The sequence below is a fragment of the Nonomuraea sp. NPDC049141 genome (assembly GCF_040648415.1).
Classification (GTDB): domain Bacteria; phylum Actinomycetota; class Actinomycetes; order Streptosporangiales; family Streptosporangiaceae; genus Nonomuraea.
In genome coordinates this window covers 86,835-102,062 of record NZ_JBEZDR010000018.1, presented here as the reverse complement: position 1 = coordinate 102,062, position 15,228 = coordinate 86,835, and the positions used below count along the sequence as shown (strand labels likewise).

General features: G+C 68.7%; 12 protein-coding genes. 8 read left to right on the top strand and 4 right to left on the bottom strand.

What is annotated here, in order from left to right:
• Positions 1-132: 132 nt before the first annotated feature.
• A complete protein-coding gene (locus tag AB0B91_RS43060; protein WP_358333229.1) occupies positions 133-3,870 on the top strand; it encodes a S8 family serine peptidase in 3,738 nt (1,245 codons plus the stop codon).
• A 92-nt stretch (positions 3,871-3,962) separates the two neighbouring features.
• Here AB0B91_RS43060 and AB0B91_RS43055 read toward each other — a convergent pair whose 3' ends face one another.
• Positions 3,963-5,066: a LacI family DNA-binding transcriptional regulator gene (locus AB0B91_RS43055; RefSeq protein WP_358333226.1), complete on the bottom strand. Its 1,104-nt coding sequence runs from the start codon at positions 5,064-5,066 to the stop codon at positions 3,963-3,965.
• A 547-nt stretch (positions 5,067-5,613) separates the two neighbouring features.
• On the opposite strand from AB0B91_RS43055, the gene AB0B91_RS43050 reads away from it, so the two are divergent.
• The 6 genes from AB0B91_RS43050 to AB0B91_RS43025 all read left to right on the top strand — a co-directional run bounded on the left by AB0B91_RS43050 (position 5,614) and on the right by AB0B91_RS43025 (position 11,516).
• Entirely contained in the window at positions 5,614-6,621 is a 1,008-nt protein-coding gene (locus tag AB0B91_RS43050; protein ID WP_358333223.1) for a substrate-binding domain-containing protein, read from the top strand.
• A gap of 72 nt (positions 6,622-6,693) precedes the next feature.
• On the top strand, positions 6,694-7,812 hold the full coding sequence (locus AB0B91_RS43045) for an ABC transporter permease (protein ID WP_358333220.1): 1,119 nt from the start codon (positions 6,694-6,696) through the stop codon (positions 7,810-7,812).
• The gene (locus tag AB0B91_RS43040) at positions 7,809-8,642 is read left to right on the top strand and encodes an ATP-binding cassette domain-containing protein (protein ID WP_358333217.1); all 834 of its coding nucleotides are present in this window, start codon (positions 7,809-7,811) and stop codon (positions 8,640-8,642) included. The genes AB0B91_RS43045 and AB0B91_RS43040 overlap by 4 nt, the downstream gene beginning before the upstream one ends.
• A 28-nt stretch (positions 8,643-8,670) precedes the next feature.
• On the top strand, positions 8,671-9,603 hold the full coding sequence (locus AB0B91_RS43035) for a TIM barrel protein (protein WP_358333214.1): 933 nt from the start codon (positions 8,671-8,673) through the stop codon (positions 9,601-9,603).
• A 40-nt stretch (positions 9,604-9,643) separates the two neighbouring features.
• The gene (locus AB0B91_RS43030; RefSeq protein ID WP_358333211.1) at positions 9,644-10,648 is read left to right on the top strand and encodes a Gfo/Idh/MocA family oxidoreductase; all 1,005 of its coding nucleotides are present in this window, start codon (positions 9,644-9,646) and stop codon (positions 10,646-10,648) included.
• 13 nt (positions 10,649-10,661) lie between these two features.
• Positions 10,662-11,516, top strand: a complete 855-nt coding sequence (locus AB0B91_RS43025) for a sugar phosphate isomerase/epimerase (protein ID WP_358333208.1) — start codon at positions 10,662-10,664, stop codon at positions 11,514-11,516.
• Positions 11,517-11,731: 215 nt separating this feature from the next.
• Here AB0B91_RS43025 and AB0B91_RS43020 read toward each other — a convergent pair whose 3' ends face one another.
• From AB0B91_RS43020 to AB0B91_RS43010, 3 genes are all read right to left on the bottom strand, one after another.
• Positions 11,732-12,418: a response regulator transcription factor gene (locus AB0B91_RS43020; protein ID WP_358333205.1), complete on the bottom strand. Its 687-nt coding sequence runs from the start codon at positions 12,416-12,418 to the stop codon at positions 11,732-11,734.
• Entirely contained in the window at positions 12,415-13,536 is a 1,122-nt protein-coding gene (locus AB0B91_RS43015) for a histidine kinase (protein WP_358333202.1), read from the bottom strand. Before AB0B91_RS43015 ends, AB0B91_RS43020 begins: the two co-directional genes overlap by 4 nt.
• Before the next feature lie 69 nt (positions 13,537-13,605).
• Positions 13,606-14,457, bottom strand: a complete 852-nt coding sequence (locus AB0B91_RS43010; protein WP_358333199.1) for a CPBP family intramembrane glutamic endopeptidase — start codon at positions 14,455-14,457, stop codon at positions 13,606-13,608.
• 221 nt (positions 14,458-14,678) lie between these two features.
• On the opposite strand from AB0B91_RS43010, the gene AB0B91_RS43005 reads away from it, so the two are divergent.
• Positions 14,679-15,218, top strand: a complete 540-nt coding sequence (locus tag AB0B91_RS43005) for a helix-turn-helix domain-containing protein (RefSeq protein ID WP_358333196.1) — start codon at positions 14,679-14,681, stop codon at positions 15,216-15,218.
• Positions 15,219-15,228 lie beyond the last annotated feature (10 nt).

Genomic DNA, 15,228 nt, shown 5'->3' with positions numbered 1-15,228 from the left:
TCGTTAGCCGGCCCTCAGCCATGGCGGGTTCACGACACGTCTGGATCTAGCCACCCTTTTCACGTAGACAATCCCAGATCATGACCACTAGGAATTCGGTAGCTTCTCTTACCGATTCACTGGAGGTCGTCAATGCCGCGTGGGCGAAAGGCGGTGGCCACCGTCGCGGCGGTGCTGGCCGTCTCCGCGCTGTCGGTGCCCGGCACCGGGGTGGCGGCCTCCGGGCTGGTTCGGGGTACGACCGGCGGTGAGATCACGCTCATCACCGGCGACCAGGTGCAGGTACGCGCCGTCGACGGCGGCCACCAGGCGGTGACGATCACCCCGGCCCCGCGCGCGGACGGCTCCGTGCCGAACTTCCAGGTGCTGGAGGCGGACGGTGCGCTGACCGTCATCCCCGACGACGTCGCCGCCCTGGTCCCGCAGCGTCTCGACGCCGAGCTGTTCAACGTGTCGGAGCTGGCCGAGGACGGATACGACACCGCGCTCCCGCTCATCCTGACCTATGACGGCAACGTCGCCAAAACCGCCCTCCCGGCCGTCAAGCAGCTCCGCACCCTGGAGAGCATCGGCGGCGCGGGAGTGTCACTCGCCACCCATGACGCGGCCCGTTTCGGAGCCGCGCTGGCCGGGCTCGCCGCCGGAACCGCAGCCCGTACGGCGAGCCCGCTGGCGGGGGTGTCGAAGATCTGGCTCGACCGCAAGGTGGAGCCGGTGCTGGAGAACAGCGTGCCGCAGATCGGCGCGCCCGAGGCGTGGGCGGCGGGCTTCGACGGCACGGGCACGACCGTGGCCGTACTCGACACCGGCATCGACGCCACCCACACCGACCTGGCCGGAAAGGTCGCCGACCAGCGCGACTTCACCGGCGAGAACGTGACCGGCGACCCCCACGGCCACGGCACCCACGTGGCGAGCACCATCGCGGGCTCCGGCGCCGCGTCGGACGGCCGCCGCAAGGGCGTGGCGCCCGGCGCCGGCCTGCTCAACGGCAGGGTGCTGGGCGGCGACGGCACCGGCCAGCTCTCGTGGATCATCGACGGCATGGAGTGGGCGGCGGGGGAGAAGCACGCCCAGATCGTCAACATGAGCCTGGGCAGCCGCGTCGCGGGCGGGCCGCTCACCTCGGCCGTGTCGCGGCTCTCCCAGCAGTACGGCACGTTGTTCGTGGTGGCGGCGGGCAACGACGGCTGTGACGGCTGCGTCGGGGCCCCCGGCGACTCCGCCGACGCGCTGACCGTCGGCGCGGTGGACCACGACGACAAGCTGGCCACCTTCTCCAGCAGGGGCCCGATCGCCGCGGACCACTCGGTCAAGCCGGATGTCACCGCGCCGGGCGTGGAGATCACCGCCGCGAAGTCGGGCGGTGGGTACGTCACGATGTCGGGCACCTCGATGGCCACCCCGCACGTCGCGGGCGCCGCGGCGCTGCTGCGGCAGGCCCGCCCCGACCTCACGGGACCCGAGCTGAAGTCCTTGCTGATGGGGACCGCCAAGCCCACGCCGGGCACGCCCGCGGACGCGCGGGGCACGGGCCGGATCGACGTGGCCGTGGCGCTGAAGGGCGCGGTCGTTACCTCGGCTGGTTCGGTGAACTTCGGCGACCTCGTGGAAGGCGCCGCCAAGAGCGTCACGGTGAAGTATCGCAACCTCGGCAAGGACCCCGTCGAGCTGGACCTGAAGGGCGCCGGCCCGTTCACCGCCGAGCCCGGCGAGGTGACCGTGCCCGGCGCCGGGCAGGCCGAGGTGAAGGTGACCCTCAAGGCCGCGACGCCCGGCCTGCTGCGGGAGGAACTGTCGGCGAGCGTTCCCGGCGGCGCCACCGTACGGACCCTGCTGACCGCGAGCGTCGAGCAGCAGCGGCGCGTCGAGCTGAGGGTACGCGGGGTCGCCAGGGACGGCCGCAACGCGCGCGGCGGATTCACGGTGCTGAACCTGGACGAGGGCACGCTGGTCGGACGCCTCCTGCCCGGCGACCCGGCCCAGCCGTGCACCGAGCAGAAGTCCGGCACCGGCACCTGCCTGCTGGTCAAGCCCGGCACCTACTCCGTGCTCGGCCACATCTTCACCATGCCCGCCACGCAGGACAGCACGGCGACGGGCAAGCCGCTGAACGAGAGCCTCGTCGGCGACCCCGAGATGAAGATCACCGAGAACACCGAGGTCGTACTCGACGCCCGCAAGGCGGTCGAGGTCGCCATCGAGACCCCTGACCACAAGACCAAGCGGAACATGGGCGCCGCGGCGCAGCTCGCCTGGTACCGCGCCGGCGAGAAGGGCACGGCCCTGCGCGGCGGTACCAACATCTCACCCGGCGGGCAGATCGAGGAGCGGCTGTTCATCCAGCCGACCAGGAAGGTCACCAAGGGCACCTTCACCGTCGCCACCCGCTGGCGGCTGGAGGCACCCGCGATCACCCTGACGGCTCCGGGCCTCGCCCTGAACCCCCAGTACTACGACCCGGTCTCCTTCAGCGACTACGCCACGGAGTATCCGAAGCTGGACGGCACCGAGCTGTTCCTGGCGGTGGACGCCGGGCGCGGCACGGCCGAGGAGATCAAGGCCCGCGACCTGCGCGGCAAACTGGCGGTCATCCGCCGTACCGACGGCGTGCCGGTCTCCACCCAGTCCAACGCTGCCGCCGCCGCGGGAGCCAGGATGGTGGCGATCTACAGCGACCACCCGGGGGCGGACATCACCTCGGGCGGCACCGGCGTCAAGCTCACGGTCCCGACCGTGCGGCTGACGCAGGAGGAGGGCCTGAAACTGGTCGAACGGCTGCGGCGGCTGCCCGTGCCCGTCCTGGCCAAGGGGATCGTGGCCAGCCCCTACACCTACGACCTGTACCTGCGCGAGAAGGGCCGGGTGCCGGACTCGCTGCGGTACGTGGTGCGCGACAAGTCGCTGGCCCGCGTCGAGTCGGGCTATCACAGCCAGCTCGCCGACGACGTGACGGTGAACGAGGCGCGGTTCGTCTTCGAGCCGTGGGACACCTCCTCGATCTCCACCAACCGGCCGCTGGCCAAGACGCCGCGTACCCAGGTTCAATACTTCACCCCCGACCCCGACCTGCGCTGGAGCGCCTCGGCGGGCAGCCCTGAGCGGTTCTACAACACGATGTGGCCGCACGTGGACACCCCGCGCATGGCCCTGTCGTCGCCGGAGTTCCGCAGCTACGAGGCGGGCGAGCGGGTGGAGCGGACCTGGTTCAAGCAGCCGCTGCTGCCGGGCGTCAACCCGCGCAACCCGCTGCGCAGGGAGGGCGACAAGCTGCGCGTCTCCATGGAGGGCTTCATCGACGCGGACGGCAACTACGGCGACGCCTACACCAGCCCGTTCGAGCACGGCATGAAGACTGATTTCCGCCTCTACCAGGGCGACAAGCTGCTCCAGCAGACCGCCTACCTGCCTTCGGGCACGGTGACGCTGCCGGCGGAGAAGTCGGCGTACCGGATCGAGTACGACGTCCGCAACGAGGCCACCTGGGCGAAGCTGTCGACGCGTATCCGGTCGGTGTGGACGTTCGGCTCGGAGCGCTCGGCCGCCGCGACCACGGTGATCCCGCTGCTCCTGGCCGGGATCGACGCGCCCGTCGACCTGAAGAACCGGGCCCGCTCGGCCAAGCTCGGCGTGTCCCTCTACCGGCAGGAGGGGGCGGCGTCGAGCGCGGTGAAGGAGGTGTCGCTGGAGGTGTCCTACGACGACGGCGCCACCTGGCGGGCGGCCCGCCTGCGCGCGAAGGGCGGCACGAACTACGAGGCCACGCTGGAGCCGCGCCCGTCGGGCTTCGTCTCACTGCGGCTCAACGCCTCCGACGTCGACGGCAACACCGTCTCCCAGGAAGTCATCCGCGCCTACGCGGCACGGTGACGCACAGACCCGCCGAGCGGATGGGCCACCCCCTCCGGCTCATCCGCTCGGCGTGCACTTACCAGAGGCGAGGGCGTCGCCGCGGCGCGCGGTCAAGCGTGCGGTGGAGCGGTGGTGCCTCGGACGACGAGCCGGGCATCGAGGATGAGCTCGCGGGAGGGGAGCCGGTTGTCGTCCAGACGTTCTACCGCGGAGCGTACGGCAAGCTGGGCCATCTGCTCGGCGTCCTGACGCACGGTGGTGAGGTCGATGTGAGACAGATGAGCTATGTGGCTGTCGTCGTAACCGACCACCGAGATGTCTTTCGGGATGTTGACACCCGCGCGGCTGAGCGCGTGCATGAGGCCCATGGCGCACCGGTCGTTGCCGGCCAGCACGGCGGTCGGCAACTGGTGATCGTGCCGTAAGGTCTCTCCGGCTTTCACCCCGGACTCCTCGGTGTGATCCCCCGGAAGCACCCGGATCTCTTTCTCCAGCCCGTGTCCGCGCATGGCGGCGCGGTACGCGCGGCGGCGTTCGGCGGACCCCGGGCCGTTGCCACCGTCGATGTGGACGATGGCGCGATGGCCGAGGCCCACCAAGTGATCAACGGCCTGACGTATGCCCTTGTTCTCGGCGGTGTGGACGCTGTCGACGCCGGCACCCGAAACCCGGCGTCCCACGACAACCGTGGGGGTGTGCTCTCCCACCTCGGCGAGATACGCGGCCTCGGCGTTCGGGCCGAGCAGGATCAATGCCTCGCAGCGGTGGCCCAGCAACGCCTCCACGACCTTCCGCTCGTTGCGAGCCGGGCCGAGCGCGCTGAGCAGGACTTCGTAGCCGAGCCGTTCCGCCTCCGCGTAGATCGCCTCGACGAGGTCGGCATGGAAGGCGTTGCGCACGTTGATCATCACGCCAAGGACCATGCTGCGATTGCGGGCGAGGAGCCGCGCCGCGTTGTCCGGGCGGTAGCCGAGTTCGTCGGCGGCGCGGAGGACCCGGTCGCGCGTCTCCTTGCTCGCCCCCGGCTCATTGCGGAACACGAGTGAGACCAGCGCCCGTGATACGCCCACCCGTGCCGCGACATCCGCCATGGTGGGTCGCTTGGTGCGCGTCGAGACCCTTGCAGCAGATGACCCCGTTTGCTCCAACACCAACCCTTTTCCGGTGTGCACGCCTTGTTGCAAGCTGTTGACATTCGGTGTGACCGAGTTCATAGTAACAGCCACTAGAGCGCGCTAGTAGAGCGCGCTCAATGTGACATCGGATGAAGACATGAAGCCTCGCGAGTCGCCGATACCTCGTTGGACTACTTGATCGGCAAGAAGGATCATCCCGAAACCCCGGCGAACGGCGGCGTGGTCGCACGTGCCGCGATGCCCCTCCGTCGACTCGGCCACGGGGACACCACGCAGCTCGCCGGACCCTAGCTCGCGCGGCGAACGGGCCGTCGAGGCGGCCGGACGTTCGATGGGCTAGCCATCGACCAGGCCATCTAGGGCATGTCGACGTTTTTTAGTCAGGTTCTCAGCATGTCCTTATGTCAGGACAAATTTTCCAAGCAAAATGTCAAGACATCCTATTGACAGGGCACTTCCTCCGCAGGTTACATCGCTCGAAGCGAGGCCGGTTCCGATGCCGGCCGAACGCACCAAGGGCCCGTTCCAGCCCGCCACCGTGGTCACTCCCCGGGAGAGGTAGAACCCAGTGCCGCACATTCGCAGATCCCCGACCAGCTGGCATGTCACAAACTGGCGCGCTCTAGTGCTCGCCCCGATCATCGCTCTCGCCCTGGCGAGCTGCTCGAATGGTTCGGGCGCCGCACAGAACACGCAGTCCGCAGAGACCGCGAAGGCCGCCTCGGCGGCAGGGTTGCAGTCCGGGCTCGGCAGCAGGGCCAAGAATCGCAAGATCACGTTCCTGCTCTCCCAGGATCCCGGTGACTCCTTCTGGGGCACCATCTCGCAGGGCGCCAAGGACGCGGCCCAGCTGTTCAACATCGATCTGAACCTGCAGACCAGCCAGGGCGACCCGTCGAAGTACAACGACCTCATCGGCAGTGCCGTCGCTGACAAACCCGCCGCCATCGCGGCGGTGATCGACGACCCGAAGCGCTACACCGAGAACGTCTGCGCGGCCTCGAAGGCCGGCATCTCGGTGCTCGCGTACAACATCACGCAGCAGGGCGAGGTCGCCGCGTGCACCTCCGGCTTCGTCGGCCAGAACTTCGAGGAGGCCGGATACCTCCTGGGGCAGCGCCTGATCGCCGAAGCGAAGCTCCCACGCGGAGCCAAGGTCTTCACCCCGGTCGAGTTCCCCGAACAGGTTTACGCCATCCAGCGCAACGCCGGGGTCCAGAAGGCTCTGGACGCCATCGGCGCGAAGACCGAGATGGTGGCGACCGGCATCGACGACGCGGGAGCCCTGGACAAGATGAGCCAGTACCTGCTCGGTCACAAGAACACCGCGGCGATCGTGCCGCTGGGCGGCACCCCGCATCGCAACGTCGAGGCGGCGATGTCGGACGTCGGGGTCAAGGTCCCGGTGGTCGGCTTCGACCTGTCCAAGCCGGTCATCGACGGAATCAAGAGCGGGGCCATCCTCGCCGCCGCGGACCAGCAGCCCTATGTCCAGGGTTTCCAGACCGTGGCGCAACTGGCGCTGCATCTCGACTTCGGCCTCAGCCCCGCGACCATCAACTCCGGTGGCAGCGGCCTGGTGGACAAGTCCAACGTCGCGGTCGTCGAGCAGTTGGCAGGCAAGATCCGCTGATCGGATCGGCAGCTTGCCTGAGGGGTGGGCCGCCCACCAGTCACCTCCGCGACGGATAGGGGAGAGCCAAACATGAGCAGACCGACCAGCGACGGAGCGCCGTCGCCGACCTTGGGCGGGACCATGGAGGAACATGATCTGGCGGCGGCGCCCGCCGGGGCGGAGCTGACCGCCCCGGTGAAGCGCACCATGACGGACTACGTCCCGAAAGGCCGCAGTGAGCAGTTCGGCGGATGGCTGCGGCTGATACGCGGCCGCGGCGCACTCGAGATCGGCATCATCTTCGTACTGGTGCAGATCGGTTGCGTCGTCGCCTACCTGATGGCCCCGGACAGCTTCCCCTACCTCTCCGGGGCCAACTTCAACGTGCTGAGCCAGTCGATCCCTGTGCTGGCGATCCTGGCGATCGGCGCGGGCGTGCTGATGATCGCGGGCGAGTTCGACCTTTCGCTAGGGATGAACTTCACCTTCTGCGCGCTTGTCTTCATCCATTGGTACTCCGATGGCAACGTACTCGGCGCCTTCGTCGTGACCTTCGCGATCGGCACCGGCATAGCGCTGCTCAACGGCGTGATCGTGACCAGATTCAAGATCCCGTCGTTCATCGTCACCTTGGGCATGATGCTGTTCTGGGACGGTGCCGCGCTGTTCTACAACGGCAGCTCGGCCGCACGCATGCAGCGCGGCGAGACCCTGCAGACCATCTTCGCCGGGCAGGTGGGCCCCTTCCGAGGTCAGGTCGTATGGCTGGTCCTGGTCGCGGTGTTCTTCTGGGTGCTCATGCACCGGCACAAGCTCGGCAACCACATCTTCGCCGTCGGCGGCAACGAGTCCGCGGCTCGTGCGATATCCATCAACCCGACGCGCATCAAGTTGGTCGCCTTCGGAATCCTCGGGCTGTGCGTGGCACTCGCCTCGATCCTGGTCGCGGTGCGGACGCAGTCCGTCCAGCCCGGCACCGGCCGTGGCATGGAGCTGCAGGCCATCGCCGCAGCCGTCGTCGGCGGCGTATCGCTGCGCGGCGGCAAGGGGAGCGTCCTCGGCATGGTGCTCGGTGCGGCACTCATCCTCGTTCTGCAGGACATCCTGCTGCTCTCCGGGGCCCCGGGCTTCTACCTCAACCTGTTCATCGGCGCGATCATCGTTTTCGCCGCCGTCTTCAACCGCCTCATCGAAGGGAAAGCGGAATGAGCGTGTCGGCGCCCTCCGGCCAGAACGGAGCGGACGTGTCCACCACCGCCCCGGAGCCGACCGGAGAGGTCCTCCTTGAGCTGTCCGGCATCACCAAGCGATACGGACCGAACGTCTGCCTCAACGGCGTCGGCTTCCAGATCCGCAAGGGTGAGGTGGTCGGACTGCTGGGCGACAACGGCGCCGGCAAGTCCACGCTGGTCAAGATCATGTCTGGTGTCGTCAAGGCGGACGGGGGAGACTACGCCTGGCGGGGGAAGAAGCTGGCGGCGCCGACCCGTCAGGAGACCGAGAAGCTCGGCGTCGAGACGATCTTCCAGGACTCCGCGCTGGTCCCGTCGCTCACCATCACCCGCAACATCTTCATGGGACGCGAGCTCACCAACGCCCTTGGCCTGATGAGGCTGCGCAAGATGGACCGCATCGCCGCGGACATCCTCGACAGCGTCGTGACCATCGAGGGCATCAAGAGTCCCCGCCAGCTGGTCGGCTCGCTCTCCGGGGGGCAGCAGCAGGCGGTGGCGATCGCCCGGGCCGTGCACTTCAAGCGCAGCCTGCTCATTCTCGACGAGCCCACCAGCGCACTCGCTGTCCGTGCCACCGAAGCCCTGCTGGCCTACCTCACCCGGCTCAAGGGCGAGGGCGTCAGCTCGGTGCTGGTCACGCACAACCTCCACCATGCCTACGAGGTGTGTGACCGGCACATCGTGATGAACCACGGACGCAAGATCCTCGACACCACTCGCGAGCAGACCTCTGTCAAGGAGCTCACCGCCGCCGTGGTCGAGGGAGAGCTCGGACTGCAGCGCTTCCGCCAGTCGCTCACCTGATCACCGATTCGCTTTCCCACCTTTGGAGATGATGTTGAGCACTGCCGCCGACACCAGCCCCCTGTCCCGGATCCGGCTGGGCACGGCCCCCGATTCCTGGGGCGTATGGTTCCCCGATGACCCGAACCAGGTTCCCTGGGACCGCTTTCTCGACGAAGTGGCAGCCGCCGGTTACCGCTGGATCGAACTCGGCCCGTACGGCTACCTGCCGACAGATCCCGAGCGGCTCCGCGACGAGCTCGGCCGACGCGGTCTGCGGCTGTCGGGCGGCGCGGTCTTCTCCGGTCTCCACCGCGGCCGGGAGGCACTGAAGGACGCCATCCAGGAGTGCCGCGCGGAGGCCGGGCTGCTCACCGCGCTCGGCGCGAAACACCTGGTCTCGCTGCCCGAGGGCTACACCGACCTGGACGGAAAGCTCACGCAGCCGGTGGACCTGACACCCGGCCAGTGGAAGGACCTCACCTCGGGGATGTCCGAGCTGGCTCGCGTGCTCCGCGAGGAAACCGACGTGGAGCTGGTCTTCCACCCGCACGCCGACAGCCATGTCGACACCCAGGAGCGCGTGCTGCGGTTCCTGGAGGACACCGACCCCGAATTCGTCTCGCTCTGCCTCGACACCGGCCACATCTCCTACTGCGGCGGGGACAACATCGAGATCATCCGGGCGTTCCCCGAGCGGATCGGCTACGTGCACCTCAAGCAGGTGGACCCCGAGATCGTCCGGCAGGTCCGCGACGAGGACCTGTGCTTCGCCGAGGCCGTCCGCCGTGGAGCCATGATCGAGCCTCCCACCGGTGTTCCCGACATGGAGCCGCTGCTGGCCGAGCTCGGCCGGCTGGACGCCGACCTGTTCGCGATCGTCGAGCAGGACCTCTATCCGTGCCCGCCGGACACTCCGTTCCCCATCGCGACCCGCACCCGGAAGTACTTCAACGGTTGCGGCCTCGGACCGCGTACCTGACCGGCATCTCTCCACGAACTCGAACACGCAAGGAGCCAAGGTGGCAATCAAGGTCGGTGTCATCGGGACCGGCAACATCGGGACCGACCACGTGACACGTCTGGCGTCCCAGGTCGTCGGGTCGAAGGTCGCCGCCGTGTTCGACGTCGACATCGCCCGCGCGGAGCGGGTCGCCGCGGGGGCGGGCGCCGTGACGCGCGCGACCGCGCTGGAGGTCATCGAGGATCCCATGGTCGACGCGGTGGTCATCGCCTCGCCCGGCGATCTCCACGCCGAGCAGGTCCTGGCCTGCATCGCGGCGGGCAAGCCCGTGCTGTGCGAGAAGCCGCTCGCCACCACGACGGCGGATTGCCTCAAGGTCGTCGAAGCCGAGGTCTCATCCGGCCGACGGCTGATCCAGATCGGCTTCATGCGCCGCTACGACCCCGGTTACCAGGTCGTCAAGGACGCGATCGACGACGGCACCATCGGCGAGGCGCTCCTCGCCCACATGGTCCACCGCAACGCCGTCGTGCCCGATTCCTTCACCAGTTCGATGGCGATGACCGATTCGGTCATCCATGAGATCGACACCACCCGCTGGCTGTTCGGCCAGGAGATCGTGCGCACCACGGTCGTCGCCACCAAGCCGAGCCCGCTGGCCGCGGCCCACCTGCGCGACCCGCAGATCGTGCTACTGGAGCTGGCCGGCGGCGGCGTGGTCACCGTCGAGGTGTTCGTCAACTGCCAGTACGGCTACGACGTGCGCTGCGAGGTCGTGGGGTCCGCGGGCGTCGTGGCACTGGAGACCCCGGGCGCCAACGCGTTGATCCGCGACGGACGGCGCATCGAGACGGTCCCGGCCGACTGGCGGGTCCGGTTCGGCGCGACCTACCTGGCGGAGCTGCAGGAGTGGATCAGCGGACTGCTCGCCGGTGCCGTCGCAGGGCCGAGCGCGTGGGACGGCTACGCGGCCACCGCGGTCGCGGAAAGCGCTGTCGCCTCACTTGAGTCGGGCGCTCCCGTCCCCGTCGATCTGGTCCAGCGGCCCGGTCTCTACACCTGAGAGGAACCCGATAATGAAGATCGCTCTTGATCCGTACATGATGCGCCGCACGCCGCTGCTGGAGTTGCCCGCGCTTGTCGCGGAGCTGGGCTATGAGCACATCGAGCTCTCGCCCCGCGAGGACTTCATGCCCTTCTTCCTGCACCCAAGGGCCGACAGCCACACCATCGCCGCCTTCAGATCCGCCCTCGCCACAGCGGATGTCAAGCTCGCCTCGGTGCTACCGCTGTACCGCTGGTCCGGACCCGACGAGGAGGAGCGCCAGGCGGCCGTGCGCTACTGGAAGCGGGCCATCGAGATCACGGTCGAGCTCGGCTGCAACGTCATGAACTCGGAGTTCAACGGCCGTCCCGAGCAGGCGTCTCGGAGCGAGGCCATGTTCTGGAGGTCGATGGAGGAACTGCTTCCCGTCTTCGAGCGCGAGGGAGTGGAACTGCGCCTGGAGCCGCATCCCGACGACTTCGTCGAGGACGGCAAGACCGCCGTCGACGTCGTGCGGGGGATCAACTCCCCGCTCGTGTCGTTCCTCTACTGCGCTCCGCACACCTTCCACCAGGGCGGCAACATGACCGAGATCATGGAGTACGCCGGCGATCTGCTCACCCACCTGCACGTCGCCGACTCCTTCGACCATCGCGGGTCATCCGGCCTGCGCTACATCGTCAACCCGCCGGGGTCGACCGCCCGGGTCCACCAGCACCTGAACATCGGTCAGGGTGAGGTCGACTGGGACGAATTCTTCGGCACCCTGGGGCGCCTCGGCTTCGACGGCACGATGACCGCATGCGTCTTCGCCTGGGAGGACCGGGCGCGGGAGTCGAGCGTGTTCATGCTCCAGGAGATGGCCAAGCGGACGGCCTCCTGGTGAAGGAGCACCGTGGGCCGCGTCCTGGAGGCCGGCTGCTGGCCGAGGTCATCAGCCGCTACGCGTGGATCATCGACGCCACCGCCCAGAACCGGCTGACTGAAGGAATTACTCCAAGAGCCGGAGCATCTGCTGCGCGCCATCCGGCTGGTCGAGTCTGAGCCGTCCATGCTGGGGGTCAGCGCGCACCTGATGGCGGTGGCGTCGAAGCCGGTCAGCTAGTCCGCGCCGGACACCAGCCCCACCCGGTAGGCGAGGACGACCGCCTGCACGCGGTCGCGCAGATCGAGTTTCATCAGGATCCGTGACACGTAGGTCTTCACGGTCTCGGGAGTGATGAACAGCGTCGCGGCGATCTCCGCGTTCGACAGACCGGCGGCGAGCTGTTCGAGCACCTCGAGTTCGCGGGGGGTCAGCGCTCGTACGATCTCGTCCCTGGCCGGGCGCGAGGTGTCGGCGGGGCGGAGCCGTTCGGCGAAGTGGCCGATGAGCGTACGGGTGACGGCGGGCGCCAGCAGGGAGTCGCCGCGGGCGATGGTCCGGACGCCGTTGACGAGCTCCGCGGGTGGCGCGTCTTTGAGCAGGAAGCCGCTGGCTCCGGCTTTGAGCGCTTCGTAGACGTACTCGTCGACGTTGAAGGTGGTGACGACCAGGACTTTCGCCGGGTTGGCGGTGTCGGGGCCGGACAGTTGCCGGGTGGCCTCGATGCCGTCCAGGATGGGCATCCGGATGTCCATCACGACGACGTCTGGGCGCAGCCGCCGGGCGGCCTCGACTGCCGCGCGGCCGTCCGCGGCCTCCCCGATGACGTCCATGTCGGGCTGGGCGGAGAAGATGGTGATGTAGCCGGCGCGTACCAGCGCCTGGTCCTCGCAGATGAGCACCCGGATCGGCGGGTCGGTCATGGGTTGCTCCTGGACGGGATGTGGGCGCGGACGCTGAACCCGCCGCCGGGCCGGGCCGCGGCCACCAGTACGCCATCGAGCAGGCGTACCCGTTCCCGCAGCCCGTCCAGGCCTCGTCCGCTCGACGGCACCACGGATGCGGCCTCGGCGGGTCCGTCGGTGGTCACCTCGATGGCGAGGTGATCGTCGTGGTGGTGGACCGTGACCGTCGTGGGCCGTCCCGTCGCGTGTTTGATCGCGTTGGTCAGTGCCTCCTGCACCACCCGGTAGGCGGCCAGTTCCACATCGACGGTCTGAGGTCGCTGGTCTCCGTGTTCGGTCAGCTCGACGGGCTGGCCGGACAGCCGGGCCTGTTCGACCAGATCGCCGATCCTGCCCAGCGTCGGCGTACGGTGCGCGACCGCCGAATCGCCGGTCGCCTCCAGCACTCCGAGCAGGTGCCGGAGTTCCGTCAGCGCCCGCCGGCCGGTCTCGCTGATGGCGGCCAGTCCGTCCCCGGCGCGATCCGGGGCGCCGCTGATCAGGAACTGGGCCGCGTCGGCCTGCACCACCATGGCGGTCACATGGTGGGTGACCACGTCATGCAGTTCGCGGGCGATACGTGCGCGCTCGGCGGCCGTGGCCACGTCCGCGCTGAGCCGCCGGAGCTCGGCCTCTTCAGCCCGCCACCGGCGCATCCCGGCACCAGCCAACCAGCTCACCACCAACGCCAGATAGAACACGAGGAAGTCCTGGGCTCGATCGGGTGACCCCAGGCTGTGCAGCACGAGCACCAGCACGACATAGCCCGCGGTCGACACCGCTACGAGACCGCGACGGAACCGGGCTTGATGGGCTCCGGCGGCGTACAGGGCCAGATAGAGCCCGATGCCGGCGAACGTCGGCGGATAGGACAGCGCCTGATGAAAGGCGAAGGCGGTGCCGATGACCGCCAGACCGGCCGCGGGCCATCGGCTGCGCAGCGCCAGCGGCGCGGACTGAGCCAAGGTCAGCGTCACGGCCAGCGCGTCCGACGGGCGCCTGGGCAGGTCACCGAGCTGCGCCGAGATGGTGGACAGTGTCGGCTCGAACGCCAGGAGCGTGAGCACCGCCGCGAGCACACCGTCCTTCGCGGGCATCGGGTGGGCTCGCCACCAGCCTGGCCAGGAGCGGACAGAACGTGTGGCGTTCGCGAACACCGCGCAAGCTTAACGGCCGCCACGTCGCATCGGCACCAGATCGCCGCGCCGGCGGGCACGGATGAACATCGGGACGGTGAGCAGCACGCTCACCACGACGGGCACGATCGACGCCTCCAGCCCGAACTCACCGCCGGTCAGCAGCGCCGGGCCTGTGACGTGCGTGGTCAGCAGCCCGGGTGCCACATGGCCGGAGACCGGGATGCCGAGCAGCCCCTCGGTGGCGTTCCAGGCGAAGTGGAGTCCCGCGACGAACCAGATACTGCGCCGCCAGAGGTACGCGGCACCGAGCAGGACACCCGCCTCAAGGGCGATCGCCAGCGAGCTCCACCCCGTGGCTCCCGGGTTGGCCAGGTGCATGCCACCGAACGCCAACGCGGTGATCGCCACGGCCGCCCGGCTGCCGAACAGCCGTTCCAGGGCCTGAAGCGCCAGACCACGGAACATCAGTTCCTCGGTGACCGCCGCGCCGACGGACACCGCGACCATCGCGAACACGACCGACAGGACGTTCCCGGACGACCAGGTGAACGAATAACCGCCGAAGATCGCGATCAGGAGCGCGGAGACGAGGACGAACCCCAGGCCGATCCCGGCGCCGGTCAACGCCTCCCGCCCGGCCCCGCGTCTCGCGATCTCCGGCGTGCTCCGTCCCGCGACGAAGCGCATGACCGCCCAGTAGACGGCGACCGCTGCGCCCGCGCCCAGCACGGCGAGCACCGGCGGCCCGCTCGCGGCCACGGCCGACACCGCGCCGACGCCGAGCAGCCCGACTAACAGCCAGGTGAGGGGAAACCGGGCGATCCGCCGCATCCGGCCGCCGCCCTGGTGTGCGTGGTCCGGCGTGGCTGTCGTGCTCATGGTGACCTCCGTTGACAGTGGTCGCACGGTCGGCGACCCAGCGGAAACATTAGGAGCGCGACGGCGCCGACGAATCACCAGCGAGTGGACGATTCCGGTAGCTCTCATGGGGGATGCGGGACCCCTGTTGGCTTCGACCTCGGTAGATCCGCAAGATCATCGCCATATTGCTAGGGCCTAACCCCTTGCGCAATGGTCAAGAGTCGTTGACCATTGTCCGCATGCCTACCGATGATCTCCCCGAGACGTTTCACGTCACCAATGACGAGCAGCTACGCGCCGTCTCCAATCTCACGCGTCACCGGATCATGGCCACGCTCCGCTTCGAGCCGGCGACGATCACGCAGATCGCCCAGCGGGTGGGCCTTGCGAAGGGGAGTTCCAGCTATCACGTGCGGTTACTCGAGCGGGCCGGCCTGGTGAAGGTGGTGCGGACGCGGAAAGTGAGAGGGGTCACCGAGCGGTACTACGCGATGGCCGCGCGGTCGATCGAGCTGCCGGATCCAGGGCCGGGGCAGCCGGACGTGCTGCTGCGGAATGCGGTGGCGGACCTGGAGGCGTCGCCGGTGGATGGTGAGCGGCACGTACGAATGGCACATCTGCGACTCACCGAGGAGCAGTTCACGGAGCTGGGGGCGCGGCTGCAGGCACTGGCGGATGAGTACCGGACGCTGTCTGATCCATCGCTTCCAGACGTGTCGCTGGTCTTCGCGCTGTTCCGGCCGGCTCCGCGCCAGCAGGTCGAGGGGGACGCCAAGTGACCCCGAATCT